Consider the following 24,829-nt stretch of genomic DNA (forward strand, 5'->3'; position numbering starts at 1 on the left):
GAATAACGTGAATAAGCCAATAAAAGAGCAATTTTTAGTTTCAGATTTTATGGTGTTTTTTTTAATTCATTCCATGCAAATTGGGGTCGGTATTCTAGGCTTTCAACGAATGGTCGTGAAGTCAGCTGGTTATGATGGTTGGATTTCTGTACTCATCGCTGGTATTTGTGTTCATGTCTTCATTTGGATGATATATAAAGTGCTATCAAAAGAAAAAGGAGATGTCATTTCGATTCATAAAGGTTTGTTCGGGAAGTGGTTCGGGAATTTTTTAAGTTCGCTATTACTTTTTTATTTCCTTTTATTAGCACTTACTGTTTTGAGATCATATATTGAAGTTGTGCAAGTATGGGTATTCCCTGAATTACCAACGGTTGTGATGAGTTTGTTTATTGTGATTGTTATGTATTTTATCGTAAGCGGAGGATTTCGTGCTGTTACTGGGTTTTGTGTCATTAGTTTTTTTCTGACGTTGCCTTTATTTGTCCTGCTTTTATTTCCGTTAGAGTTTGCGAATTGGATTAATTTACTTCCAGTGTGGAAGCATACGATTTTAGAGTTAGTTGTAGGAGCAAAAGAAACGGTCATTAGTTTTCTAGGATTTGAATTATTGTTATTGTATTACCCGTTTATCAAAACAGCAAAACATTCACAAAGGTGGGCTCAATTAGGAGCTTTTGTTACAACGGTTGTTTATACAGGGATTATGTTCGTAAGCTTGTCTTTTTTCAGTGAGGAACAGCTAAACCGAACGATTTGGGCAACGTTGACAATGTTTAAAGTCGTAGAGTTGCCTTTTATTGAAAGAGTAGAATATATCGGAATTTCAATGTGGTTAGTGCTAGTTGCACCGAATATTGCACTTGCGATATGGGGAGCGACTCGCGCAGGAAAACAAATTTCTGGAGTGAATCAAAAAATACTCTTACTGTTGATGTTAGCTCTTGTTTTTATTCTTTCTTTATTCTTTGAAGACCGACATAGTATTCTTCAATTACAACAAGTTTTAGCTTATTGTGGTCTTGTTGTCCTTCTAGGCTATCTCCCCTTTCTTTTTTTGAGTCAGTTACTTATTACTAAAGTGAGGAAAAACAATGAATCTTCTCAAACTATGTAACACTGTATTATTATTGTTCCTTTTAGCTGGCTGTGTGCAACAAAATATTATTGATGAAATTGGGCTCATTTATGCAGTTGGATTTGACCGGGAAGAAGATAAAATAAGAATGACAGTCTCATTCCCTTCATTTGTTGAACATGGGGAAGAAAGTGCTCTTCAGTCTCAAGTTATGTATGCGGATGGGAATACATCTAGAGCCGCAAGAGACTTATTAAATACAAAGTCACAAAAGCCACTTCGGATTGGGCAAGTTAGGGTATTGTTATTTAGTGATGAATTAGCAAAAGAAGGATTAGAGATGTTTGTCGATACGATGTACCGTGATCCACAAGTGGGAAACAGGGTTCTTCTTGCTGTGGTAGAAGGCAAAACAAACGAATTGTTTCTGACAGTGGCAGAAGGGGAAGAAGACCGAGTTGGAGAATTTTTACCCGATTTATTAGAACAAAATATTGCGATGCAAGTACTACCACCAACAAATTTGCATTTATTTCTATTTAGTATGTACAACGATGGGAGAGATGCATTACTGCCTCTCATTTCTCTCGAAGGAGATTCGGTCAAAATCATTGGGACTGCGTTATTTGACCAAGACCAATATGTAGATACATTAAATTTGGATGAGTCGTTTATTCTTATGATGTTAAAGCAAAGTGGTGAAGGTGGGTCAAAAGAATTTAAGCTCGAAACAGAAGGAGGGAGAGAATATTTCGTAGTAGAAAAAATTAGGTCAACAATGAAACGGCAAGTCCATTCAGGTGCGACACCTTCTTTTACATTACAGTTGGAATTTAAGGGGGAGATTACTGATTATACCGGAAATCTAAATTTACAAGAACATACCCATCTTGAAACATTAGAGCAAGCGGTAGAACAACATATCCTTCAAACGGCTACAAATCTTGTATCGAGGTTTCAAGAACTAAACATTGACCCGATAGGACTAGGGGAAAAGTACCGTAGTACGACGAGACAGTGGGATGAAGAACAATGGAAAGAGATGTATCCCAACATGCAAATTCAAATACAAGTTGATGTTTCAATTGTACAATCAGGTTCAATCGAATAGTTTTTAATAAATGTATGGAAATATTTGTTTTCATATAGAATATGAGCGGTCAAGCCCTCATAAAATTAGGTGAAAGTAAAGTTTTTGGAGGGGGATAGCATGGTTGATTATGGAAAAAGATTGTTAATTGTCGCTTGTTTTGCTTTAGTTCTCAGTATTTTGTTTATTAGTACATCAATGTCATTAGCCACTTGACCTCTAAGTGATACATCATAGAAAAAACCGGGCTTTGCTGCCCGGTTTTTTACTTTACAATTCGATTTTATCAGCGAATAAAATGTCATCGATGTTTGTTAATGCTTGAATGAGCTCATCACTAATTTCTTTATCGACGGTGACCATCATAATCGCTTCTCCGCCTTCTTCTTTACGTCCTACTTGCATTGTTGCTATATTGACGTTATGTTCAGCTAACAATTGTCCGAAACGGCCGATAACCCCTGGTCGGTCTGTATGTTGAACGTAAATCAGGTGGCCCGCTGGGAAAAAGTCTACATTAAAGCCATTAATGGAAACGATACGTGGTCCGTATTCTTTAATATACGTCCCTTTAATGTCAAACGTACGATTTTCACCGTGAACAATCGCATGGATAATGTTTGCATAACCGTATGAGCGAGTTAAATGTTTTTCCCCAAACTGAATGCCGCGTTCTTTGGCGATTAATGCTGCGTTAACGTCATTCACTCCAGCATCAACACGTGGTTGTAAAAAGCCTGCCATTAAACTGCGCGTTGTAATAGATGTTTCAAGCTCCGTCACAGTCCCACCATAAAATACTTCAATTTCCTGAACTGGTGTTTTCATACATTGAGATAAAATATTCCCCATCGTTTTTGTTAACTCATAATAAGGTTTAACTTTTTCATATACTTCTTTTGAGAGCGTCGGTAAATTGATTGAATTACTAACTGGATTTCCTTCTAAAAATAACAATACTTCTTCTGATACTTGAGCTGCCACATTGAGTTGTGCTTCAACCGTAGAAGCAGCAATATGAGGTGTAGCAATGACATTATCATAAGATAATAACTCACGGTCAGTAGCGGGCTCTTCTTCAAACACATCTAGTGCTGCCCCAGCTATATGCCCAGTAGCTAAATAATGCTTTAACGCCGTTTCATCTATAATTCCACCACGCGCACAGTTAATTAAGAAAACCCCTTTTTTCGTTTTCCCGATATTGACCATTCCAAGAAGACCTTTTGTCTCTTTTGTTAATGGAGTGTGAACGGTGATAATATCAGAACTTGCTAACACTTCGTCAAGAGAAGCCGAAACAACCCCAATTTTTGCTGCTCGCTCTTGAGTTAAAAATGGGTCGAATACGATTGGTTGCATTTCAAATGCTTTTGCACGTTTGGCAAGTTGTGTACCAATACGGCCAAAACCAACAATTCCTAATGTTTTTCCACGAAGTTCAATACCTTGGAATCCTTTACGGTTCCATTCACCAGATTTGATGGACATGTTCGCTTGAGGGATTTTTCTTGCTAATGAAGCGATCATAGCAAACGTATGTTCAGCCGTTGAAATTGTATTTCCATCAGGAGCATTAACGACAACAATGCCATTTTTAGTTGCCGCATCAATATCAATATTATCGACACCAACCCCAGCACGCGCGATAATTTTTAAGTTCGGCATTTTTTCCATTACTTCTGCTGTAACGGTTGTCCCACTGCGTACAAGTAATGCATCAAATGAAGAAGCATCGTCGATTTCATTGACATTTTGTTCGACAATCCGAACATTATCACTTTCAAGTAAAGGTAATAAACCTTCTTTGCTCATTGGGTCAGATACTAAAATATTGTACATGTTTTGACTTCCTTTCTTTACAGTTGGATCAGCGATTAGTTGTTGACTCATTCTCTCCACTCTCCTTATTTTCATGTAATCTGTAAAAGTTATACTTTTTTTCTCTCTTGTTTGTATGTGTTATTTTATTTTTCATATCCAATTAACGGGGCAGTCACTTCCTTTCATGTAAGCGCTAAAATAAAAAAACCTTCACCCACCACGACACTAGGTCGTGAGGGGCGGAAGGTTTTCATTCCGCGGTACCACCCTCGTTCACATGCGCATTGCTTTGCATGCCTTAAGGAGAAATCCAAGTCTCCAAGATAACGGATTATCCGTATATTCCTACTTCGTTTCAGAATATAAACTCCGAAGTGCTTTCCAATTTGCCCCATACTAGTTCACAGCACCCACTAGCTCTCTTAAATGGAACGAAATTTTCATTCTTCATCATAGTTTTTCATATTTTCTAATTGTTTGATAATTTATCATATTGATTACATTCTGTCAATTGGATTCTTCTTTTTTCACGATTTCAACATAAAATATAAAAGAGGAAGAGGAGGGAGTATAATATGAAAACATATGTTGTTAAACAAGGAGATACAGTAGCAAAAGTTTCTCTTCAACATGGTGTTCGTCCTATTGATTTACTTTTATTTAATCCTAATATTGAAAATGAATCAAGTTATATTACACCGAATGACATTTTGTACATTCCAGAACGAAAAGGGGAAAGAGTTAAGGAACATCGTTTTTTATGTAAAGCTGAATATGGTCCAACGGATGTTGAACGTGATGTAGAAATTATAACGTCATCGTATCACGATATCATTATACCTTCTGTTATTGGAAATTCTGTCATGGGGAAACCGTTATATCAATTCCAAATTGGCAATGGTCCTAAGAAAATATTTTACTCAGGTGGTTGGCATGCCAATGAGTGGCTTACTTCAAAGTTTTTAATGGCTTTTTTATTTGAGTTGGCTGACCATTTCAATAGAGATGAGAACTGTGAAGGATACAATGTTAAAGATATTCTTAACGAGGTAACACTTATTGTTGTTCCAATGGTAAATCCGGATGGGATTGAACTCGTCCATCAAGGAATTTATAAAACTCATCCATTTTACGAAGATGTGTTACACATAAATAAAGGAGCATTACGGTTTGAACATTGGTCAAGTAATATTCGCGGAGTTGATTTAAATCATCAATGGCCAGCAGGTTGGGAAATCGAAGCGGAAGAAAGTCCGCAACAGCCGTGGCCACGACACTATAGTGGTACAGCTCCTTTAACAGAACCAGAAGCTTTAGCGATTTATGACCTAACAAAAAAACATGAGTTTGCACACGTATTAGCTTTCCATTCACAAGGTCAAGTGATTTATTGGGGATATCGTGGCTTAGAACCGAAGGAAAGTAAAGACATGGTAACAAAACTCTCGTTAGCAAGCTCATATGTCCCTGTTCATACTGCGGATAGTGATGGGGGCTATAAAGATTGGTTTATCCAAGAAACTGGCCGTGCTGGCTTCACAATTGAAGTTGGAGTTGGCACAAATCCATTGCCATTTTCAGCTTTTTCAGAGATTTGGGCAAATAATGTTTGTTTGGCATTAGAAGGATTACAATTATAAAAAGAAACGACCACAAGAATTTTGTGGTCGTTTCTTTTTGGTCTATTCAAATTTTAAAGCGTCACCATCAAATGGCTCGTCTGCAACTTTAATTGAATCCGTAGGACAGCCTTCTTGTGCATCGTTCATATCTTCAAGTAAGACATCTGGAATTTCAACGATACCTTGATTGTCATCAAGCGTGACGAAAGCAATACCTTCATCATCATAATCATAAATGTCTGGTGCTGCTGCTCCACATGCTCCACATGCAATACAAGTATCTTTGTCTACAATTGTGTATTTTGCCATGGTTTTAAAAACCTCCTCTGGAATTTTAAAAAAATTGTAACTTCCTTATTTTAAACCTATGTATGATAAGATAGTTTTGTAACAAAAAACAGTAAAAATGTTACAGGGGGAAGTAGTACAATTTCTAATACTTATTGTATAGTTGTTTTATAAACTTTTCAATAGAAAATGTACTGAGAATTCTTATCATACAAGGCTTCCTTGCCATTTGTATACCCTTCCTCCTTATTATTAAACAACACGAGCACTAACATTTTGTTAAAATAATGGAAGAACGATTCCTTGAAGGGGTGGATTAGATGGTACCAGTCATGAGTCAATTAATTTTATATATCCTTTATCAGTTTAACGGAAATCGTTCCATTTATGGTGTGTATCATTTACTGAAAGGCAAACGTTCATCGCAAACAATTCAAGATGGACATTTATTCCGTTGTTTATTTTTATTTGGAATTATTCCTACTCTAACAAGAGAACAAACAGACAAGTGCATTCAACATTTAGAAAGTATTCGTGCCGTTACTCGGGTTCGTGAAGAACGATTTGTCGTTACAAAGTTAGGGGAGAATATCGTCCAACAATTTCAAGAAGAGGCACCCTTTTTTCACCATATTGACGGATGGAAATATAAAGAAGTTGATATGAGATTTTGGTATCGTCTTACGTTATACATCCAGTGTTTATCTTATATGGTAAAAAAAGAGTCGCGATTTATTCCGGTTACAAATGAAAGAAACATTTTGCAATGGGTTAGACAAGCTTTTCCACAAAATCAAGAAGAACGAAAAAAACAATTAAATGATTTATATAAAGAATTATTGTCTTATCTTGTGAAAATAGAAGAAATAAATGCAACAATCGTTGTGAAAAAACTTACAGGTGCCACTCAGATTGGGCTGACTAATGAGCAACTTGCTTTAAAGTACAAGCTAGATAAAGGTTGGATAAATCTCCTTTTTCTTGCGACAGTGCATCAGTTACTTAAAGAAATCGAAACAGAACCGAATCAATACCCTATGCTAAGTCGCTTTTATGAAAAAAATAGGAAAATTAATGTAACGAGCTCAACAAAACAAACGTATGAATTATTACAGCAAGGGAAATCCATTCAACAAATAGCCCAAATTCGTCAATTAAAGGAAAACACAATTGAAGACCATATTGTTGAAATCGCAATTGAAGATCCATCATTTACAATTTCTTCCTATGTAGGACAAAAACAGCAAGTCGAAATTGAACAGCTTTCTCGGAAGGAACAAACAAAACGTTTACGTGACTTAAAAGATAAACTAGGTGACGACATTAGCTATTTTCAAATAAGACTTGTTCTATCAAGAATGGATGTGGAATCATGAGTTTAGAAACGCAATTGCAATTATATTTCGGCTATCCGTCATTTAGGGAAGGACAAAAGGAAATTATTGAAACCATTATGGGTCAGCAAGATCTGCTTGCAGTTCTTCCAACAGGTACAGGAAAGTCGATTTGTTATCAATTGCCCGCATTACTTCTAGATGGTACAGCTATTGTTGTTTCGCCGTTATTATCGTTAATGGAAGACCAAGTTCAGCAATTGCATAGTATCGGAATCAAAAAAGTAGCAGCTCTCAACAGTTTTTTATCATGGGAAGAACGACAATTTGTAATAAGTCGTGTACATCAATTTAAATTATTGTATGTATCACCAGAAGTTCTTCAATCAACATTTATTCTAGAAAAATTAAAATCGATACCAATTTCGATGTTTGTAGTAGATGAAGCTCATTGTATTTCGCAATGGGGCCATGAGTTTCGAACGGATTATTTAAAATTAAAAGAAGTCCGTAAACAAGTCGGACAACCCCCATGTTTAGCTTTAACAGCTACGGCGACAAAGGAAATTCAACAAGATATTATCGCGCATTTAGGGCTTTATAATGAAAAAAAAATTATTCACTCCGTTGACCGAAAAAATATAGCATTACTTGTTGAACAGTGCAGTTCTCCTATCGAAAAAATAGAACGGTTAACGAAGTATGTCAATGATCTACAAGGACCTGGCATGGTTTATTTTTCAAGTAGACAGCTTGCTGAGAATATGGCCGAACATCTTCAACAAAAAGGAAATCAGCGGATTGCCTATTATCACGGTGGATTACGTTCTGAGGATCGAATTTTAATACAACAGCAATTTATGAATGGGCAGCTCGATATTGTTTGTTGTACAAGTGCATTCGGGATGGGGATTAATAAGCAAGACGTGCGCTATGTCATTCACTTTCATTTTCCAGGGCAAATGGAAGCTTATTTACAAGAAATAGGAAGAGCTGGTCGCGATCAAAAGCAAAGCTTAGCCATTTTATTATATACAAATGATGATTGGCATGTCCCTGTATCGTTAATTGAACAAGAGCTACCTAATGATAAGCAAATTCAACAAGTCATAAAGCTTTTATCAAAAACGAAATTGCTCACTCCTGATATAGAATTGTATATCCAACAAACAGTTAATATTCAGGAAACGATGTGGAGATACTTAAAGTTTCAGTTCGAAAAAAATCAAATTTTATTGCAAGATGGAAATGTCCGTGAACAAATAAATGTTGGTTCGATAATAGAAAAGCTAAAAACAAATGTTGAAGAAAGAAAAACGGCAAAACTAAAGAAAATTAAAGAAATGGAACGATGGGTTCTGCAACAAGATTGTAGACGAAAGGCATATCTTCAATATTTTCATGAAATATTAGTTGAGAAACCAGTACAATGTTGTGATAAATGCGGTTTGTCCCTTACTTTATATGAGAAAATAAGAAAAGAAGAGAACATAAAAGAAAATACATGGCGGCAAGACTTAATGGAGATATTTCACCAAACGGAATAGGATGATGTCATGAACAGGCAAGCGAAATTAATACAGCAAATGACGGACAAAGATATTTTAATCAACCTTTATGTTACTCAACTTATCATGTTAAGCATTGCCTTTGTTTTAGGGTGGATATTTTTTGATTCATGGGAGTCATTTTCGAGTCTATTTCAATGGAATTTTCGAGAAATTTTCATTATTGGTGGGGGAATCGCTTTTATTGTCATTTTAATCGATATTGTCTTATACCGATTTTTACCTTCAAAGTGGTTAGATGATGGAGGGATTAATGAACGAGTATTTCGCAACAGACATCCTTTCCATATTTTAATATTAGCTTTATTTATCGCCATTTCGGAAGAAGTGTTGTTTCGAGGAATTTTACAAACCCATTTAGGCTTTATTCCTGCGAGCCTTTTATTTGCAGTCGTACATGTCCGGTATATTTCTAAAATTGTTTTGTTTACAATGACAGTGAGTGTGAGTTTTGTGTTAGGATGGGCTTTTTTGTTTACTGGGAATTTACTTGTTCCCATTTTTGCTCATTTCCTCATAGACTTTGTCCTTGGACTGTTTATTCAAAAAGGGAAAGCAAAAGTGTAAACGAGAAATGGAAAATAGCCGATATTAGTAAGGGGTGATGTAGATGAGATCAAAGAAAAATCATGACCAGGCAGAAGAACTGAGAAAACAAGTAGATGAATGGAATCAAACAAATCATGAACCCGACATCGATGTTTCAACACTCCCTCCTCGAAGCGAGGTCCATAAACGTAAATCAAAAAATCAATCCAATAAAAAAGCGGTACGTTTTCCACTTATTGAATTATTGTTATTTTTATTTTTGCTCATCATCATATTTATATTAGTAGGACCACATCTGTTTACAAGGTAACCTATCTGATTTAGGTAAAAAAATAGCCTCGATTCAAGAAAATGTTGTTACAATGAGAGCATTTCTAAAAGAGGTGTTTTGTCTTCGGTAATAGTAACTCTAAATAGAGTTGCTATTTTTTTATGTCGAAAATAGAGCTAAAGGTGCTATTTGAAACAGGCTCGTCATACACATAGTAATGAAAAATAGCTCTAAGAATGGAGGAGCTTGATGATGAAGACAAAAAAGTATCATCAGTATGTTTCAAGTGTTGGTAAGGTGTTATTAGATACGCTAATTGAAAGAAAAGAAGAAGAAGAAAAAACAGAGAAGTTATTAAAAAGATGGGCAGTAACGACAATTATTTGCTTACTTATTGGATTAATATATTGTTATTTACTTTTTACAGAAGCTAGATTTATTCAGGTTTCGCAATTACAAGTTGTTTCTTCAAATGTAACAATCTTTATGCTTGTTGGCTTATTTATGTTTTGTCTACTCCAAGTAAAGTATCGAAAGAAAAAGTTTGATAAAGCAGAAGAGGAGTATGATGCACTCCGACATGAAATCATTGAGAGGTCTGAAGAACTATGGGATACAACAGAGCGGTGGGAACATCGTTACGATGTTTTTGATGAGCTTAAATCGACGTACGATGTAAATTTATTCCATAAATAAAAAGTTAGGACAAATAGTCCTAACTTTATGCGCTAATTGAAGGGTGTCCAAAAAAGGCATTGTTTTTCCGACAATAAGGATGACCGTTTATAAGAATTTCTTCATTGCAAAATGATTGAATTCGTCCAAATGCTAATGTTTTATATTCACGTGGGCAAAAAACTTCAACGGGGAGTCCCATCTTTTTATTGAATTCAATGTCTTCATTTGTTACAAGTGATTTATTTATTAACTTTACATACATCAAACTTCAATTCACTCCTTCAATGTTGAATCTTTAATGCCATTTTTGTAAGCGTTTTCTCACCTTGAATTATAAAAGCTTAAGACAGAAATTTCAATCTTTTTAAATAAAATGATTCATTTGACTTGTTTTTATCCTATGCAAAACCGTCTAGTTTTGTTATTTTTCGTTTAAAAGTTTCCATACTTCTTCAAGGACAGGCATTTCATGTTTTTCTTCTTCTGTTACTTCATCCCATTCGATTCCTTTTGGTTTAAGGTATTGACCAGTTGACTTGAACAATCCTTCTTCTGTTACATACCAATCAACGGTCACATCATAAGTTTGATGTGGAATATCATCTGAAACAAGCTGTTTACTATTAATTGTTGTTACGACAGGGATATCTTTGTTTCCAAGCTCTTTTAATATTCCATATTCCCGATCGGCAAAGCCTTCTCCTTTCCCTAAACGTCTCCCATCTGGATGGATCGCCACTGACCCCATAACCATTAAATCAATAGGGGGGATTTCATGTAATGGAATTTCCTTCCCGTAAGAAAGGATATGTTTTAAACTAGCCGCCTTTTTTTCTTCACCACTAGGAACCCATTCTGGTTTTACTTGGATAAATCCAGCTTTTAACCGAGGAGTTGGGACTAGTAATATTTTGTTATCTTTTAAAATTTGAGCGCGTAAGGGAAGTTGCGGAGAATCAGGATTTACTTTTATGACTTTTGCTTGTTTATATAAGTCATGTTGAATAAGGTGAGCTGTCGCCTTTTCAGCACCTTTGAAATTTGGAATTCTACCTTTTATCGGAAAGGGGAATCTTGCAACCTTTTCTTTCATCATCTTTTCCCAAACCTCTTCACGAACTATAGCTTTCGTTTTCATCTTCATCTTCCTTTCTTATTATTCTATAATATTATCTTTTATTTCGGTTGAAGGAAAGAGAAGGTAACAAGCTTGAAAAATAAAAAAATATTTTAATTTAATTAGAAATATTGTAAGTTTTCTGACAATGTTAAGACGATAATACTAGGTCTTTAATACTGGCATCTTGCACATATTAATTGATAATACAATACCTAAATTTCAATATACTGAATATTTTTATAATGAAAACTTTCCTCTATTTCCTATTTTGTACAAAAAAGATATTTTTTATAGGAGTGATGTATAAGGCTTTTTACCTTTAAAAAAATATCTTGATTTAAAGACTTTCGTGTTTAGGAGCATATTCTCATTTTTAAAAGATAACTAGGATTATGTTATGAGAATATAGAATTTTCTAAAATATTGTGGAGAACTATGGCTGAAAAAGGAGGGTTGGAGAATAAAAAGCATCCACGAAAATAATTAGAATAGAATCAAGGGAGATGTTAATGAATGGGGCAAGCATTTAAAAAAGTAAGCATTTATTTGTTAATTTTATTACTGGCGCTTTCGAGCTTTGGCACGATGGCATCAGCGAAAAATGATGCAACAGTTGCAAATGTATTTTTAGAGTTTGATGGTAATTCAAAAGAAACGATATCCGTTATTGTTGAATTAGAAGAAGAGTCAATTGTAGAAGCAAAACATAAAGGGAAAAAACAAACAAAACAAAAATTAAAGGCTGAACGCCAAAAAGTAATATCAAAGATTAATCAAGTAACATCATCAACTGAAGTAAATGAAGAATATGATTATGTATTTTCTGGTTTTTCAGTTGAAATTGCTCAAAATGAATTAAACAACTTAGTAGCAGTACCTGGGGTTAAAGCCGTTTATCCGAATGCAACATATGAAGTGCAAACAGTTGACAAAGGAGCTATTCTTGACCCAGAAACGTATAGTCCTGCGATGATGGATAGTGCACCATTTATCGGGTCAGATGAAGCTTGGGCAGCAGGATATACAGGAAAAGGTGTTACGGTTGCGATTATAGATACAGGTGTTGATTATACACACCCTGATTTAGTTCATGCTTTTGGAGATTATAAAGGCTGGGATTTTGTTGACAATAATGCTGATCCACAAGAAACGCCTGCTGGGGACCCGCGTGGTGCTTCTACAAATCATGGAACACACGTTGCTGGTACAGTAGCTGCAAATGGTGCGATTAAAGGTGTAGCTCCAGATGCAACATTATTAGCGTACCGTGTTCTTGGACCAGGTGGAAGAGGAACAACAGAACATGTTATCGGTGGAATTGAGCGTGCTGTTCAAGATGGCGCCGACATTATGAATCTATCTTTAGGTGCTTCTGTAAATGATCCTGACTATGCAACAAGTATTGCATTAGACTGGGCTATGGCTGAAGGTGTTGTAGCCGTCACTTCTAACGGAAACAGTGGTCCGAATAACTGGACAGTTGGTTCTCCAGGAACATCTCGTGAAGCGATTTCTGTTGGGGCAACTCAACTTCCATATGATTTATATAGTGCGTCAATCTTTACATCTGAAGGTGTAGATTACCCTTCTGCAAAAGTAATGGGTTTTCCAAATGTGGATGAGTTATTAGCATTAGATGGACAAGAGTTTGAATTTGTTGATGTTGGCTTAGGGGCAGCAGCTGATTTTGCTGGAAAAGATGTTGAAGGGAAAATTGCGTTAATTAGTCGTGGTGAGTTTGCGTTTGTAGATAAAGCAACAAATGCAAGAAATGCAGGAGCAGTCGGTGCGATTCTTTATAATAATGTTGCAGGAGAGCAACCAGATATTCCTGGAATGGCCGTTCCAACAATTAAAACGACATTAGCAGATGGACAAAAATTACTAGCTGAATTAGAAGCAGGAAACAATACGGTTACATTTAATATTGCTTTTGATAAAGCAGTTGGTGAAACAATGGCTACTTTCTCTTCGCGTGGTCCAGTTATGAATACATGGATGATTAAACCAGATGTTTCTGCACCAGGTGTAGCGATCGTTAGTACAATCCCAACACATAACCCAGCAAATCCACATGGTTATGCATCTTTACAAGGAACAAGTATGTCTGCACCACACGTAGCTGGAGCAGCAGCCCTTGTTTTACAAGCACATCCGGACTGGAGTGTTGAGTTTGTTAAAGCAGCATTAATGAATACAGCAGAGAACTTATATGATGCAGATGGCAACCTTTACCCTCATAATAGCCAAGGGGCAGGTAGCATTCGTGTATTAGATGCAATTAACACAAAAACACTAGTCACACCAGGTAGCCACTCGTTTGGTGTATTCTCAAAAGAGAAAGGGAAAGAAGTTAGAAATCAGAAGTTTACAATTCACAATTTATCAAACGAGCGTAAACGTTATTCCATTGAGTTTACTGGACATGAAGGAATTAGAGTGAAAACGAGTAAAAACCTTCAAGTTCAACCAGGACGCACGCAAAACTTAAATATGAATGTCCAAGTTGATTCAAAGCTTCCTCCTGGATATTATGAAGGAACATTTATTTTAAGTGATGGAAAACAAACAGTAGAAGTACCAACAATTTTATTCGTTCAAGAGCCTGACTATCCAATGCTAGGCGGATTATCTTTAGCCCTTGAGGGAGGTAATCTTGTTGGAACTGTAAATGTTCCTGGTGGTGCTGATGTATTCAATCTTCGTATTCGGAATGCAGATACAGGTGAATTGTTAACAGAGCCTGCAAAAGCGACTAATATTCCAGTTGGTGTTCATAGTTTTTCGTGGAATATGACAATTAATGGAGAAGAATTAACGCCAGGTCGTTACCAAATTAATGCATTTGCAAAAAAAGGTATAAATGAATTTGAGCTTGAAGGCGGAGTATTAACTATCCAGTAAAAACAAAAGAGTGGATAATCGTGAAACTCTCAGCCTGTCGACAAAGTCTCGCAAACGCGAGATGGTCGACAGGCTTTTTTCTTATATAGAAAATTGAAAAAAAAAGAAAGCCAGTGAACTGGCTTTCATCAAGAGAGAAAAATAAGAGGTCATTTACATTTAATACTTTACCACGTATCTGTAATAAAGTAAACACTTTATTGAGAATTTTCAAAAAATACATAAACACTATTAAAACAGTGGTTATGTTGTAAAATATTTACAATATAACAAATTTGTAACAATTGAAACCGCGTACTCTTGTTTTCTTTTGCTACAATGAATGTAGAAAAAGAGAAAGAGGGGGAACAACGATGACTGGAGGCGCTGTAGCGGTAGTATTAGCGATTACGTTTTCAATTTTATTTCTTAGTATTGCGATGGCTTATACGTTGTTTACACATTTTGCAAAGCATTAAACATAAAAAGGATTCTTGGATGTTTCCCAAGAATCCTTTTTATGTTTTCGGGTGAAATCAATGAAGATATTTACCCAACTTTTCCTATAGCTGCAGGTTGAGCATACTCTTTTTGTTCAGGAACAAAAATGAGTATAATCATTCCAATAATAAATAAACCAATTAAACTAAAAACGGCACTACTAGAATTACCAGTAATCTGTGCAGTAATGGCAACTAATAACGGCCCCATAATCGATGCGAATTTACCAAAAATATTGTAAAACCCAAAAAATTCATTTGCTTTATGTTTCGGAACAAGCTTGGCAAAATATGAGCGACTTAACGCTTGAATACCACCTTGAGATGTTGCTACAAGCATCGCTAAAATCCAAAAATCGAGTGTTGTTTTTAAAAAGTAAGCGTAAATACAAACGATAATATAAACAATAATTCCAACGTACAGCATTTTTTTACCTGTAAATTTTTCTGCTAATCTACCGTAAACAATGGCAAAAGGGGCTGCAACGACTTGGGTAACAAATAAAATGATTAAAAGATTTGTGGCGCTAATTCCAAGATCTGATCCGTAAGCTGTTGACATTGTTATAATCGTTCCAACACCATCAATGTAAAAAAAGTAAGCAAGTAAAAATAAAAATAAGGCTCGGTATTGTTTAATTTCTTTTAATGTATGTCCAAGACGTCTAAAGCTGCTTTGAATAATTTTTGGTTCACGTTCAACATAATAATGTTGCTTTACATGTTTTAGCATTGGTATCGTAAAAAGCCCCCACCAAACAGCGGTAATAAGAAAAGCCAATTGACTGGCAAGGGTCACAGAGACCGGAATAAGCTCATTTTGGGCTAACACAATAATAGCAATACTTATTAGAAAAGGAATCGTACTACCGATATATCCGATCCCATATCCTCTCGCAGAAATGTAATTCATCCGCTCTTCTTTTGTGACATCTACTAAAAATGCATCGTAAAATACGTTGGCCCCCGCAAACCCAATCACTGTTATAGTATAGAGTAACAGTAGGAGGAACCAATGTTCTGATGGAATAAAGGCTAGTAGTGCTGTCGAAGTAACCCCGATGCAAAAGAAAAATAGAAAGAAACGTTTTTTCAGCCCTTTATAATCAGCAATTGACCCTAATATTGGACCAAGCATAGCTAATATAAATGTGGAAATCGCAATTGTATAGCCTAAATAAGCAGTTGAATTGGCTGGGCTAACACCCGCTTCTGTTGCGGCAGCTTTAAAAAATAAGGGGAATACTGCCGTTGTAATAATAATCGAGTAAGCTGAATTTGCCCAGTCATACATCATCCAACTATTTTCTTCTTTTGTAAACCGACCCATAACGAGCCTCCTTCATAAATTTTCCTTTATTGTACAAGAAGTAAGAAATAGAAGATTGAAATATACAAAAACTTTATGAATGTTTTACAAGATTAATAATTGAACTGACATATAACAGTGTTAGGAAAAATAATAATGAAATTAGAAAAAAGTTATATTTGTATTAAAACAACTATTGATCTTTATTATCTGTTATAATACAATGGAAATAACAAAAAACGAGGGGGAATTACAATGACGCCTAGCACTGAATTTTTTAGGAATTTACCACCAAAACAATGTACTGACTGTGGAGAAGTAATTGAGGAACAACATGAATCGTATATGCACCAATGTGAGAAATGCTTGAGAAACGCAGATTAATAGGGGAATAAGAAAAAGAAGAGGAATGATTCCTCTTCTTTTTCTTATTGTAATTAACATCCGATATTATTCAAGTAAGTCTTCAATGGAGTCGATGTCCATATAAGCTGGAACAACTAACCCAATTTTAGCTCCTTCTAAGTTCACGCCCAAATCAACAATTTCACCTTCATAGTCTTCTAAATACGCAGCGTGTGTTCCTGGAAGCCAAGCAGAAACCATGGCATCAGCCGCTCCTGTTGCAATAGAAGCCCATAATGGTCCTGGCTCTAATGGTGTAAGTGTTACATCATATCCTACATCTTCAAGTACTTTTCCAATCATATGTGTAGAGGCAATTTCAGAATCCCAAGCGACAAATGAAAGTGTAATGGAATCGCCATCAACAGGTTGAATGCCATCTGTCCATGTAGAGACGATATCTTGGTTATTTTCAACCCATTCAGCCGCTGCGATTTCTGGTGCTTTTCCTTCATTCACTTCAATCATAATCGCACCCATATGTTCTTGCTCCCAATGGAAGTTAGATAAAATTTCATATGCTTCGGGTAAATCTGTATCTAAACCAATACGAGCAAATGTGTGGATTTGTTCAGCTTCCCCAAAGACGCCTTTCGGATCTTCTAAATATTTCACATCATATTTTGCGAATTTCCAATGTGGAGTCCATCCCGTAACGACGATCGCTTCTTCGTTTCGAATCGCGTTATCAAGTGCACTTGTCATAGCAGCATCTGAACTTGGTTGAAGTGTATACTCATCTAGTCCATATTGTTCAATCGCTTCTTCTGCTGCAGCCATGATACCTGCACCTGCATCAATACCAGTAATCGTAAAATCCAATTGTTCTCCTATTGATCCTGTTCCTGCTTCTCCACCTGTTTCGTCTGAACTACAACCAGCCGCGAAAAGTGCTAGTGATAGCGCTGCAACTAAACTCAATTTCTTCATGTCTTGACCCTCTCCTTATTTTTTTATTTATGTCAACTCAAAAAGAGTGACTAACAGTTTAGTAGTTTCCTTTTTGTTTGTTAAAGCTTTGAGTTAAACGGTCTAAAATGATAGCTAATATAACAATGGCAAGTCCAGCTTCAAAACCGCCTCCAGCGTCATTTCGACCAACAGCATAATACACTTTTGTGCCAAGCCCCATTGCCCCAATCATGGAAGCGATAACGACCATTGATAAGGCAAGCATAATGCTTTGGTTTACTCCTGCCATAATTGTACTTTTTGCCATTGGTAATTGTACTTTCACTAATTTTTGCCATCCTGTAGAACCGAATGCGTCTGCTGCTTCGATTAATTCAGGTGAGACTTGACGAATCCCTAAATTTGTTAACCGTACGGTAGGAGGCATCGCAAAGATAACCGATGCGACAACACCAGGTACCATCCCAATCCCGAAAAAGGCAACAGCTGGGATTAAATAGACGAAGGCAGGCATTGTTTGCATAAAATCAAGAATCGGTTTGACGATATTTTCAACGGTCTTACTTTTTGCCATCCAAATTCCTGTTGGGATTCCGAATAGAACAGAAATAATCCCACTCGTTAAAACTAAAGACAAAGTTAATATCATGTCATTCCAATAGCCTAAATTATCGATAAAAAATAATCCGATAAAAACAAAAATCGTTAATCCCCATTTTCGTTTCGTAACAAAATAAGTTGCTGCTGTGATGAGAAGAATAAATAGCCATACAGGAAATATCGTTAACACAAGTTCAATCGAATCGACTAAAAATCGAATAGTAGAAGTGATAAAACTGAAAAACCAGTCGGCATTTCGCAACCATTCTACAAATGAGTCAATCCAATCAGCTAATGGAAGTTTCGGAAATAGATTCATGTTCATTCACCTCATTTCCAGAAAGAGCGGCTAATACAGCACCTTTGACAACAATACCCTTTAATTTATTTTCTGAGACAACGGCAACAGGAATTTTACTTGTTGCTAATATATCCATTAACTCGAACACGGAAGTTTCTAATGTGACTTGAGGTACTTCTTTTTCAATGACAGATTCTAGCTGGTTGTCATTCTTTTTTACTAGATTTGAAACATCATCGGCATGAACAATGCCTAATAACTCTTTTTGACGATTAGTAACATAAATACTTGAAATTCCCGCTTCCTGCATTCTTTTAAGAGCAACACGTGGACCTTCCTTTTCAACAGTGACGGTTTCAGGGCGTCTCATTACGTTTTGCGCTGTTAATACTTTTGACCGGTCTACATCTTCGACAAAGCGCTCAACATATGTATTTTGAGGATTTGTTAGGATTTCTTCTGGTGTTCCGATTTGAACGATGGCACCGTCTTTCATAATCATAATTCGATCGCCGATTCGCAATGCTTCATCTAAATCATGGGTAATGAATATAATTGTTTTTTTCATCGTTTGCTGCAGTTCTAGTAATTCGTCTTGCATATCCTTTCGAATGAGCGGATCTAAAGCGGAAAAGGCTTCGTCCATAAGCAAAACATCTGGATCATTGGCTAGTGCTCTTGCTAACCCAACACGTTGTTGCATGCCACCAGATAACTCACTAGGGTATTTTTCTTCATAGCCTTGTAACCCTACAAGGGTAAGAGATTCCATTGCTGTTTTATGACGTGAATCTTTTGGTACACCTTGGATTTCCAAGCCGTATTCAACATTTTCTACGATGGTACGGTATGGAAATAGCGCGAATTTTTGAAACACCATCGACATTTTTTTACGGCGAACGTCTCGTAATGTTGTATCATCCATCGATGCTAAATCAACACCATCAATGAGAATTTTCCCAGCTGTCGGTTCAATGAGGCGATTGAGTAAACGGACAAGTGTGGATTTACCACTTCCAGATAAACCCATAATGACGAAGATTTCACCTTCATTGATTTCAAAGCTTGCTTGATTAACACCGACCGTTAACCCAGTTTCTCTTAATATTTCTTCTTTTGATTTTTTTTGTTGTAAGAGTTCGAGAGCTTTCTTTGTTTTTTTACCAAAGATTTTCGTTAGTCCCTCAACTTTAATTTTTGACACGTGCTCCACCTCTTTTTGGTTTCTTGCTACCTAAATAACTATACCTTTCCTTTATTTTCATATCAAACTGTGAATTCTTTATAAATAGTATGAAAAATATGTACAGTTTATTCTGTACAAACGTAACGTTCATATTTCGTAATAATGCTTCATAATCCTCCGTATATGAGTATGATATGGTGGCTTTATTGTCTGTTCAAGTTTTGCTACACTTTACAAGTGTAGGTACGTTCAGATGGAGGGAGCGACATCCAATGGTAAAGGAACAGAATGAATGGAGTCAATTGGAGAAAGCTAGAAATCGTTTTATTCAAGATATTTCAAAAAACATGGAACTGTATGGAATAAATCAATCGATCGGACGTCTTTATGGAACGGTTCTTTTTGCGGAAGAACCAATGACACTTGATGAAATGAGTCAAGCGCTTGGAATGAGCAAGACGAGTATGAGTACAGGGATTCGTGCGTTATCAGAAGCAAATATGGTCGAGCGAGTGTGGCAAAAAGGAGTAAGAAAAGACCTATATCAAACAGAAGAAGATTGGTATAAGTCATTTTCAGCTGTCTTTGTAAACAGGTGGCGATCGGCAGTCGATGAAAACCGGAAAGCGGTCACCGAAATGAGAAGTTCACTACAAAAGCTACTAGAACAAACAGAAGATGAAAAAATGAAAGAAAGTATTCAAATGGACTTAGAAAAACTAGAAAAAGCAGAAAACTATTATGAGTGGTTAGGCGATGTTATTAATTTATTTGAAAAAGGAGACATTTATAATATTGTCCCAAAGAAATAGTGAGATGAAGGAAGAGCGATTATGTTACATGAATATAAAATAAAAGTGAATGTTAATGATATTGAATTGATTCAAAATGAACTTCTCCTTGTCGGCATCTATAATTTTTACTATGAAGAGCCGTTTGAAGTTGAAGTGAATGAAAATGGATACGGTGTTAAAACGGAAGTAGAAAATGCGACAGTGGAGTTTTTTATCTACGGGGACCCAAATGAAGTGCCCAATTTACCGGAAAGCTATTTTCGTCAAATTACAAGTGCATTGAAAATAACGAAAGAAGATATCACATACAACGTCGTCAAAGATGAATGGGAGACTGAATTTCCTACTGTTGATTTAAAAGATGGTTGGAAAATTGTATACCCACCTTTTTCACATATAACAGGTGAAAAAGAAATATTATTTGACCCACAAGGTGCTTTTGGGACAGGTATTCACGGAACGACACAGCATTGTTTAAATGCTATAGTCAAACGAGATTTCCATGGTGAAGAGGTCCTTGATTTAGGAACTGGTTCTGGAATTTTAGCGATTGCTGCTGCAATAAAAGGAGCAAAACATATTGACGCGATTGATATTCAACCAGTTCAACGCGAAATTGAACATCAATGTAAGCTGAATGATGTTAATCAAATTTCTGTTCATGAAGCAGACTTACAAAAAGAATTACCTGTTGCCAAACAGCAATATGATTGGGTTTTCATTAATATTGGCACTGATGAAACCATTGCCTTATGTCAATTGCATCAATTATTAAAACAAAGAAGTAAGTTTTTAATTTCAGGTATTGTTGAGTGGAGCGAAGGAAAGGTAACCCAGTTTTTCCATGAAGGTGGATATAGCGTTATAGATCGGTTACAACAAGATGAGTGGGTTACATTTGTTTTTGAAAAAAAGCGATGAGTTTATTGGCGGACATCTGTTCCGCTATTTTATTAAAAAGAGTCATGTTGTAAGGTCTACTGGACACATGTTCCGTTACATTAGACAAAACGAGCGTTTTATCACTTCTTTCTGTTCATTAACGGAACGGATGTCCATAAGCAATGAGGAATGGTGATTTTTTTATGAAATAGCGGAATACACGTCCGAAAGGATTATTTTGATGAGAAAAAGTTGGTCCTATTGTGCCAACTTTTTTCATTGCTTTTTTATATATTATTTAGAAAAGAAGCAAAGCTCATCTCGTAGTTATCATTAATAATCTTTATAAAAATAGCTGAAAAGAGATTGATTGTTAGAATGAGATTTCGCTATCATAAAGGTAGGTTGTATTGAAAGAAGGTGGAGAGTATCGGAACTCATTGTGTGCCTCTGGGTGATTGTGCTATTCGTTTTTCATTTGGTGATAACATATCATTCTCTGTGCACAAGTATATTCGTTACTTTTGTAACGAACTAGAAAAAAGGCAGATAAAAGGAATTATTGAGTGGGTACCATCCTATCATACTGTGACTATTTATTATGATCCGGTTGTTTATTCATATGAAGAAATCCGTACTATCCTTGAAAGATTGTATGAAAAATCGAAAACAACCACTTTAACGAAAGCGAGATTAGTTACCATTCCCGTTTTGTACGATAAAGAGGTAGGACCAGATTTGCATAAAGTTGCTCAGTTTCATCAATTCTCAATTGACAAAGTTATTGAGATTCATTCGTCCCCTCTTTATTTAGTGTTTATGATTGGTTTTACTCCGGGCTTTCCTTACTTAGGAGGTATGGATGAGGCTATTGCGATTCGCCGTCTAGAAAATCCACGTGTACGTGTACACGCTGGTTCTGTTGGAATTGCTGGGAATCAAACAGGCATTTATTCTGTCGATAGCCCTGGAGGTTGGCATATTATAGGAAGGACACCTGTTCCGTTATTTGAAATGAAAAAAAATCCTCCTGTATTGTTGCAAGCAGGGGATTTCTTAACGTTTACTCCTATTTCAAAACAAGAGTTCGATTCTATCGAAGAACAAGTGAAACAAAAGAAGTATAAACCTATAATAAAAACTATACACGAGGGTGAAATCGATGAAATATCAAGTAGACTTAAATTGTGATATAGGAGAAAGTTTTGGCGCTTACAAGATTGGAAATGACGATGCGCTCTTATCGTTTGTCTCGTCTGCTAATATCGCATGTGGCTATCATGCTGGTGACCATAATATTATGAATGAAACGGTTAGTCTCGCAGCAAAAAGAAATGTGGCCATAGGTGCACATCCAGGGTTCCAAGACTTACAAGGATTTGGGAGACGTCTCATTGATGTGCAGCCAAATGAAGTGTACCATTTAATGATCTATCAGCTTGGTGCGCTCTCTGGATTTGTGACGATTCACGGGGAAAAGCTACGACATGTGAAACCACATGGGGCATTATATAATCTTGCAGCAACAAATAGAAATATTGCAAATGCAATAGCTCAGTCCGTCTTTGATTTTCGTCGTGACTTGATTTTAGTTGGACTATCAGGAAGTGTTTTAATAGAAGAAGGTAGAAAGATAGGATTACAAGTAGCGGAAGAAGTGTTTGCTGACCGTACATATCAAAGCGATGGAACGTTAACAAGTAGGACAAAGGAAAATGCGCTTATTCATGACGTTGATGAGGCTGTGAAGCAGGTCATTCAAATGATTACGACAAACACGGTGACGGCTGTTGATGGTTCTATTATTCCAATAAAAGCAGATACGATTTGTGTTCACGGTGATGGTGAGACTGCATTCTCTTTGCTTCAAACATTAAAATTCCACTTTTTAAAACATAATATTCAAATTGCACGATTGGGAGAACAAACATGACAAGAGAAGTATTTTTCGTTGAAAAGCCTGGCTTGCAAACGACGATACAAGATCGTGGCCGGTTTGGTTATCAGCAATATGGTATCGTAACGGCAGGAGTGATGGACGAATACTCTTATACGGTTAGTAATTTACTAGTTGGAAATGACCGCTCTGCCGCCGTATTAGAAATCCATGTAGTCGGACCAACGCTTTATGCTTTAGAAGACATTGAATTAGCGATATGTGGAGCTAATTTAAGTCCAATGGTAGATGGTAAACCAATTCCGTTATGGGCTGTAGTGAAGGTGAAAAAAAATCAGCGTCTTTCTTTTGGAAAGCCAAAAGAAGGGAGAATTGCTTATGTCGCCATTCATGGTGGGTTTAATGTTCCCTCTGTTTTAGGGAGTAAATCAACGTATACAAAAGGTCGATTTGGAGGAATAGAAGGAAGAGCATTGCAAAAAGGAGACCGTCTTTTTACTGAAAAACGAAAAGGTTTGTGTAGGCGGGTACACTTAGGAGCAGAGTTAATCCCGAATTTTACCGAGAGAAAAACGATACGCGTTATTAAAGGGCCTGACGAACATTTGTTTTCAGACAATGGCTTTGTTACATTTTTTCAATCGAAGTATACGATTTCGGCAAAGTCAGACCGTATGGGATATCGCTTAGACGGTCCAATTGTTGAACATAAATCATCTAGCAATATATTATCTGATGCTGTTACATTTGGAACGATTCAAATTCCGGACAATGGAAAGCCGATAATTATGCTAGCTGACCATCAAACAACTGGAGGATATAGTCGGATTGGAACAGTAATTTCAGTTGATTTGCCTTATATCGTGCAAAAAAGACAAGGAGATGTGGTTACATTTTCTCCTATTGATATTAAGACAGCTCAGCGCGAACGAATTCAACTAGAAAAACAGTTCCGTATGCTGTCAGCATTTCTGCATCACTAAAGGTAGAAAGAAGGATATGAAAAGTGGAAATTAACATAAGATCGATGAATAAAGAAGATTGGCCTGATGTGAAAAAGATTTATGAACAAGGAATCGCTACGGGAAAGGCAACATTTGAAACGAAAGCACCAACATGGGAATATTGGGATGAAAACCATTTGAATTCATGTCGCCTTATTGCTCTTGTAAAAGGGGATGTTGTAGGTTGGGCTTCTTTAAGTGCTGTTTCAAAGCGGAGTGTTTATCATGGTGTAGCTGAAAATAGTGTGTATGTGTCAAGTGAAGCTGCAGGCTTAGGCATAGGTCAGAAACTATTACAACAGCTATTACACCAAGCAAAAAAAGAAAAATTTTGGACAATCCAAGCGTCAGTTTTTCCAGAAAATGAGGCGAGTTTACATTTGCATCAAAAATTTGGATTTCGCATTGTAGGACGGCGAGAAAAAATTGCTCAATTACACGGACTATGGCGAGATACGATTTTGCTTGAAAAGAAATTATAAATCAAGCTAACTCTTTAGTGATTTGGAATGAAAGCTTTGAAAGCTTATTCCAGAAGAGCGAAGGCTACGCACTTCGCTTGAAAGAAAAGACGCTCTCGCGTTTTTCTTAAGCTTTTTATAATTATTATGAAACGAACACGTCAAACTTCGTTAAATACAAATATAGCCGTTGTTATTAATACAGTGGTGAAGGACAAAACAAGGAGAAAATGAAGCAAAAGTGTCCTTCATAAAGGCGATGAAGGACAAAAC

At 36.3% G+C, this 24,829-nt stretch carries 24 protein-coding genes and 1 other annotated feature; of the genes, 16 read left to right on the forward strand and 8 right to left on the reverse strand.

From position 1 onward, the window contains the following. The first annotated feature begins 7 nt into the window (after window positions 1-7). Window positions 8-1,117, forward strand: coding sequence for a GerAB/ArcD/ProY family transporter (locus T323_RS0110310; protein WP_026673213.1), 1,110 nt, complete (start codon window positions 8-10; stop codon window positions 1,115-1,117). Then, the gene (locus tag T323_RS27940; RefSeq protein WP_051556474.1) at window positions 1,095-2,189 is read left to right on the forward strand and encodes a Ger(x)C family spore germination protein; all 1,095 of its coding nucleotides are present in this window, start codon (window positions 1,095-1,097) and stop codon (window positions 2,187-2,189) included. Before T323_RS0110310 ends, T323_RS27940 begins: the two co-directional genes overlap by 23 nt. A gap of 249 nt (window positions 2,190-2,438) precedes the next feature. Here T323_RS27940 and serA read toward each other — a convergent pair whose 3' ends face one another. After that, window positions 2,439-4,061 carry a phosphoglycerate dehydrogenase gene (gene serA, locus T323_RS0110325; RefSeq protein WP_180320845.1) on the reverse strand — a complete coding sequence of 541 codons (1,623 nt, stop codon included), beginning with the start codon at window positions 4,059-4,061 and terminating at the stop codon, window positions 2,439-2,441. Between the two features lie 163 nt (window positions 4,062-4,224). Then, window positions 4,225-4,455, reverse strand: a binding site (T-box leader). Between the two features lie 112 nt (window positions 4,456-4,567). Here serA and T323_RS0110330 point away from each other — a divergent pair. Then, entirely contained in the window at window positions 4,568-5,632 is a 1,065-nt protein-coding gene (locus T323_RS0110330; protein ID WP_026673215.1) for a M14 family metallopeptidase, read from the forward strand. Between the two features lie 42 nt (window positions 5,633-5,674). On the opposite strand, the gene T323_RS0110335 is transcribed toward T323_RS0110330, so the two are convergent. Next, window positions 5,675-5,923, reverse strand: a complete 249-nt coding sequence (locus tag T323_RS0110335; RefSeq protein WP_026673216.1) for a ferredoxin — start codon at window positions 5,921-5,923, stop codon at window positions 5,675-5,677. A gap of 299 nt (window positions 5,924-6,222) precedes the next feature. Here T323_RS0110335 and T323_RS0110340 point away from each other — a divergent pair, with 299 nt between their 5' ends. From T323_RS0110340 to T323_RS0110360, 5 genes are all read left to right on the forward strand, one after another. Further along, window positions 6,223-7,278, forward strand: a complete 1,056-nt coding sequence (locus T323_RS0110340; protein ID WP_026673217.1) for a YpbB family protein — start codon at window positions 6,223-6,225, stop codon at window positions 7,276-7,278. Next, window positions 7,275-8,783 carry a RecQ family ATP-dependent DNA helicase gene (locus tag T323_RS0110345; RefSeq protein ID WP_156942430.1) on the forward strand — a complete coding sequence of 503 codons (1,509 nt, stop codon included), beginning with the start codon at window positions 7,275-7,277 and terminating at the stop codon, window positions 8,781-8,783. Before T323_RS0110340 ends, T323_RS0110345 begins: the two co-directional genes overlap by 4 nt. A 9-nt stretch (window positions 8,784-8,792) precedes the next feature. Further along, window positions 8,793-9,371, forward strand: a complete 579-nt coding sequence (locus T323_RS0110350; protein WP_026673219.1) for a CPBP family intramembrane glutamic endopeptidase — start codon at window positions 8,793-8,795, stop codon at window positions 9,369-9,371. Window positions 9,372-9,414: 43 nt separating this feature from the next. Continuing rightward, a complete protein-coding gene (locus tag T323_RS0110355; RefSeq protein ID WP_026673220.1) occupies window positions 9,415-9,663 on the forward strand; it encodes a hypothetical protein in 249 nt (82 codons plus the stop codon). A 210-nt stretch (window positions 9,664-9,873) separates the two neighbouring features. Next, on the forward strand, window positions 9,874-10,320 hold the full coding sequence (locus T323_RS0110360) for a DUF2663 family protein (protein WP_026673221.1): 447 nt from the start codon (window positions 9,874-9,876) through the stop codon (window positions 10,318-10,320). A 25-nt stretch (window positions 10,321-10,345) separates the two neighbouring features. On the opposite strand, the gene T323_RS0110365 is transcribed toward T323_RS0110360, so the two are convergent. Next, window positions 10,346-10,564, reverse strand: coding sequence for a hypothetical protein (locus T323_RS0110365; RefSeq protein ID WP_035178388.1), 219 nt, complete (start codon window positions 10,562-10,564; stop codon window positions 10,346-10,348). A gap of 159 nt (window positions 10,565-10,723) precedes the next feature. Continuing rightward, a complete protein-coding gene (locus T323_RS0110370; RefSeq protein WP_026673223.1) occupies window positions 10,724-11,440 on the reverse strand; it encodes a 5-formyltetrahydrofolate cyclo-ligase in 717 nt (238 codons plus the stop codon). A 495-nt stretch (window positions 11,441-11,935) separates the two neighbouring features. Here T323_RS0110370 and T323_RS0110375 point away from each other — a divergent pair, with 495 nt between their 5' ends. Continuing rightward, window positions 11,936-14,326, forward strand: a complete 2,391-nt coding sequence (locus T323_RS0110375; RefSeq protein WP_026673224.1) for a S8 family serine peptidase — start codon at window positions 11,936-11,938, stop codon at window positions 14,324-14,326. A 528-nt stretch (window positions 14,327-14,854) separates the two neighbouring features. Here the strand turns inward: T323_RS0110375 and T323_RS0110385 are convergent. Then, window positions 14,855-16,135, reverse strand: a complete 1,281-nt coding sequence (locus T323_RS0110385) for an MFS transporter (RefSeq protein WP_026673225.1) — start codon at window positions 16,133-16,135, stop codon at window positions 14,855-14,857. A 234-nt stretch (window positions 16,136-16,369) separates the two neighbouring features. On the opposite strand from T323_RS0110385, the gene yhfH reads away from it, so the two are divergent. Next, window positions 16,370-16,498, forward strand: coding sequence for a protein YhfH (gene yhfH, locus T323_RS28380; RefSeq protein ID WP_084309235.1), 129 nt, complete (start codon window positions 16,370-16,372; stop codon window positions 16,496-16,498). A 66-nt stretch (window positions 16,499-16,564) separates the two neighbouring features. Here the strand turns inward: yhfH and T323_RS0110395 are convergent, their stop codons facing one another. Genes T323_RS0110395 through T323_RS0110405 form a run of 3 tightly spaced genes read right to left on the reverse strand, consistent with a single transcriptional unit; the run spans window position 16,565 to window position 19,536 of the window. Beyond that, window positions 16,565-17,449 carry a glycine betaine ABC transporter substrate-binding protein gene (locus T323_RS0110395; RefSeq protein WP_026673226.1) on the reverse strand — a complete coding sequence of 295 codons (885 nt, stop codon included), beginning with the start codon at window positions 17,447-17,449 and terminating at the stop codon, window positions 16,565-16,567. A gap of 58 nt (window positions 17,450-17,507) precedes the next feature. Next, on the reverse strand, window positions 17,508-18,350 hold the full coding sequence (locus T323_RS0110400; RefSeq protein ID WP_026673227.1) for an ABC transporter permease: 843 nt from the start codon (window positions 18,348-18,350) through the stop codon (window positions 17,508-17,510). Continuing rightward, window positions 18,319-19,536 (reverse strand): quaternary amine ABC transporter ATP-binding protein, encoded by a 1,218-nt coding sequence (locus T323_RS0110405; RefSeq protein WP_026673228.1) that lies wholly within the window; start codon window positions 19,534-19,536, stop codon window positions 18,319-18,321. Before T323_RS0110405 ends, T323_RS0110400 begins: the two co-directional genes overlap by 32 nt. Window positions 19,537-19,790: 254 nt before the next feature. On the opposite strand from T323_RS0110405, the gene T323_RS0110415 reads away from it, so the two are divergent. The 6 genes from T323_RS0110415 (at window position 19,791) to T323_RS0110440 (ending at window position 24,577) form a co-directional block, all read left to right on the forward strand. Next, window positions 19,791-20,330 carry a GbsR/MarR family transcriptional regulator gene (locus T323_RS0110415; RefSeq protein ID WP_026673229.1) on the forward strand — a complete coding sequence of 180 codons (540 nt, stop codon included), beginning with the start codon at window positions 19,791-19,793 and terminating at the stop codon, window positions 20,328-20,330. Between the two features lie 21 nt (window positions 20,331-20,351). Then, entirely contained in the window at window positions 20,352-21,233 is an 882-nt protein-coding gene (locus tag T323_RS0110420) for a 50S ribosomal protein L11 methyltransferase (protein WP_026673230.1), read from the forward strand. Between the two features lie 381 nt (window positions 21,234-21,614). Continuing rightward, on the forward strand, window positions 21,615-22,385 hold the full coding sequence (pxpB, locus tag T323_RS26500) for a 5-oxoprolinase subunit PxpB (RefSeq protein WP_245613711.1): 771 nt from the start codon (window positions 21,615-21,617) through the stop codon (window positions 22,383-22,385). Continuing rightward, the gene (locus T323_RS0110430) at window positions 22,357-23,127 is read left to right on the forward strand and encodes a 5-oxoprolinase subunit PxpA (protein ID WP_026673231.1); all 771 of its coding nucleotides are present in this window, start codon (window positions 22,357-22,359) and stop codon (window positions 23,125-23,127) included. The genes pxpB and T323_RS0110430 overlap by 29 nt, the downstream gene beginning before the upstream one ends. Continuing rightward, window positions 23,124-24,074, forward strand: a complete 951-nt coding sequence (locus tag T323_RS0110435) for a 5-oxoprolinase subunit C family protein (RefSeq protein WP_035178391.1) — start codon at window positions 23,124-23,126, stop codon at window positions 24,072-24,074. The genes T323_RS0110430 and T323_RS0110435 overlap by 4 nt, the downstream gene beginning before the upstream one ends. A 23-nt stretch (window positions 24,075-24,097) precedes the next feature. Continuing rightward, window positions 24,098-24,577 carry a GNAT family N-acetyltransferase gene (locus T323_RS0110440; protein ID WP_281175735.1) on the forward strand — a complete coding sequence of 160 codons (480 nt, stop codon included), beginning with the start codon at window positions 24,098-24,100 and terminating at the stop codon, window positions 24,575-24,577. Window positions 24,578-24,829 lie beyond the last annotated feature (252 nt).

Origin of the sequence: Alkalihalobacillus bogoriensis ATCC BAA-922 (assembly GCF_000621445.1) — a bacterium.
GTDB classification, from domain to species: Bacteria; Bacillota; Bacilli; order Bacillales; family Bacillaceae_F; genus Bacillus_AO; species Bacillus_AO bogoriense.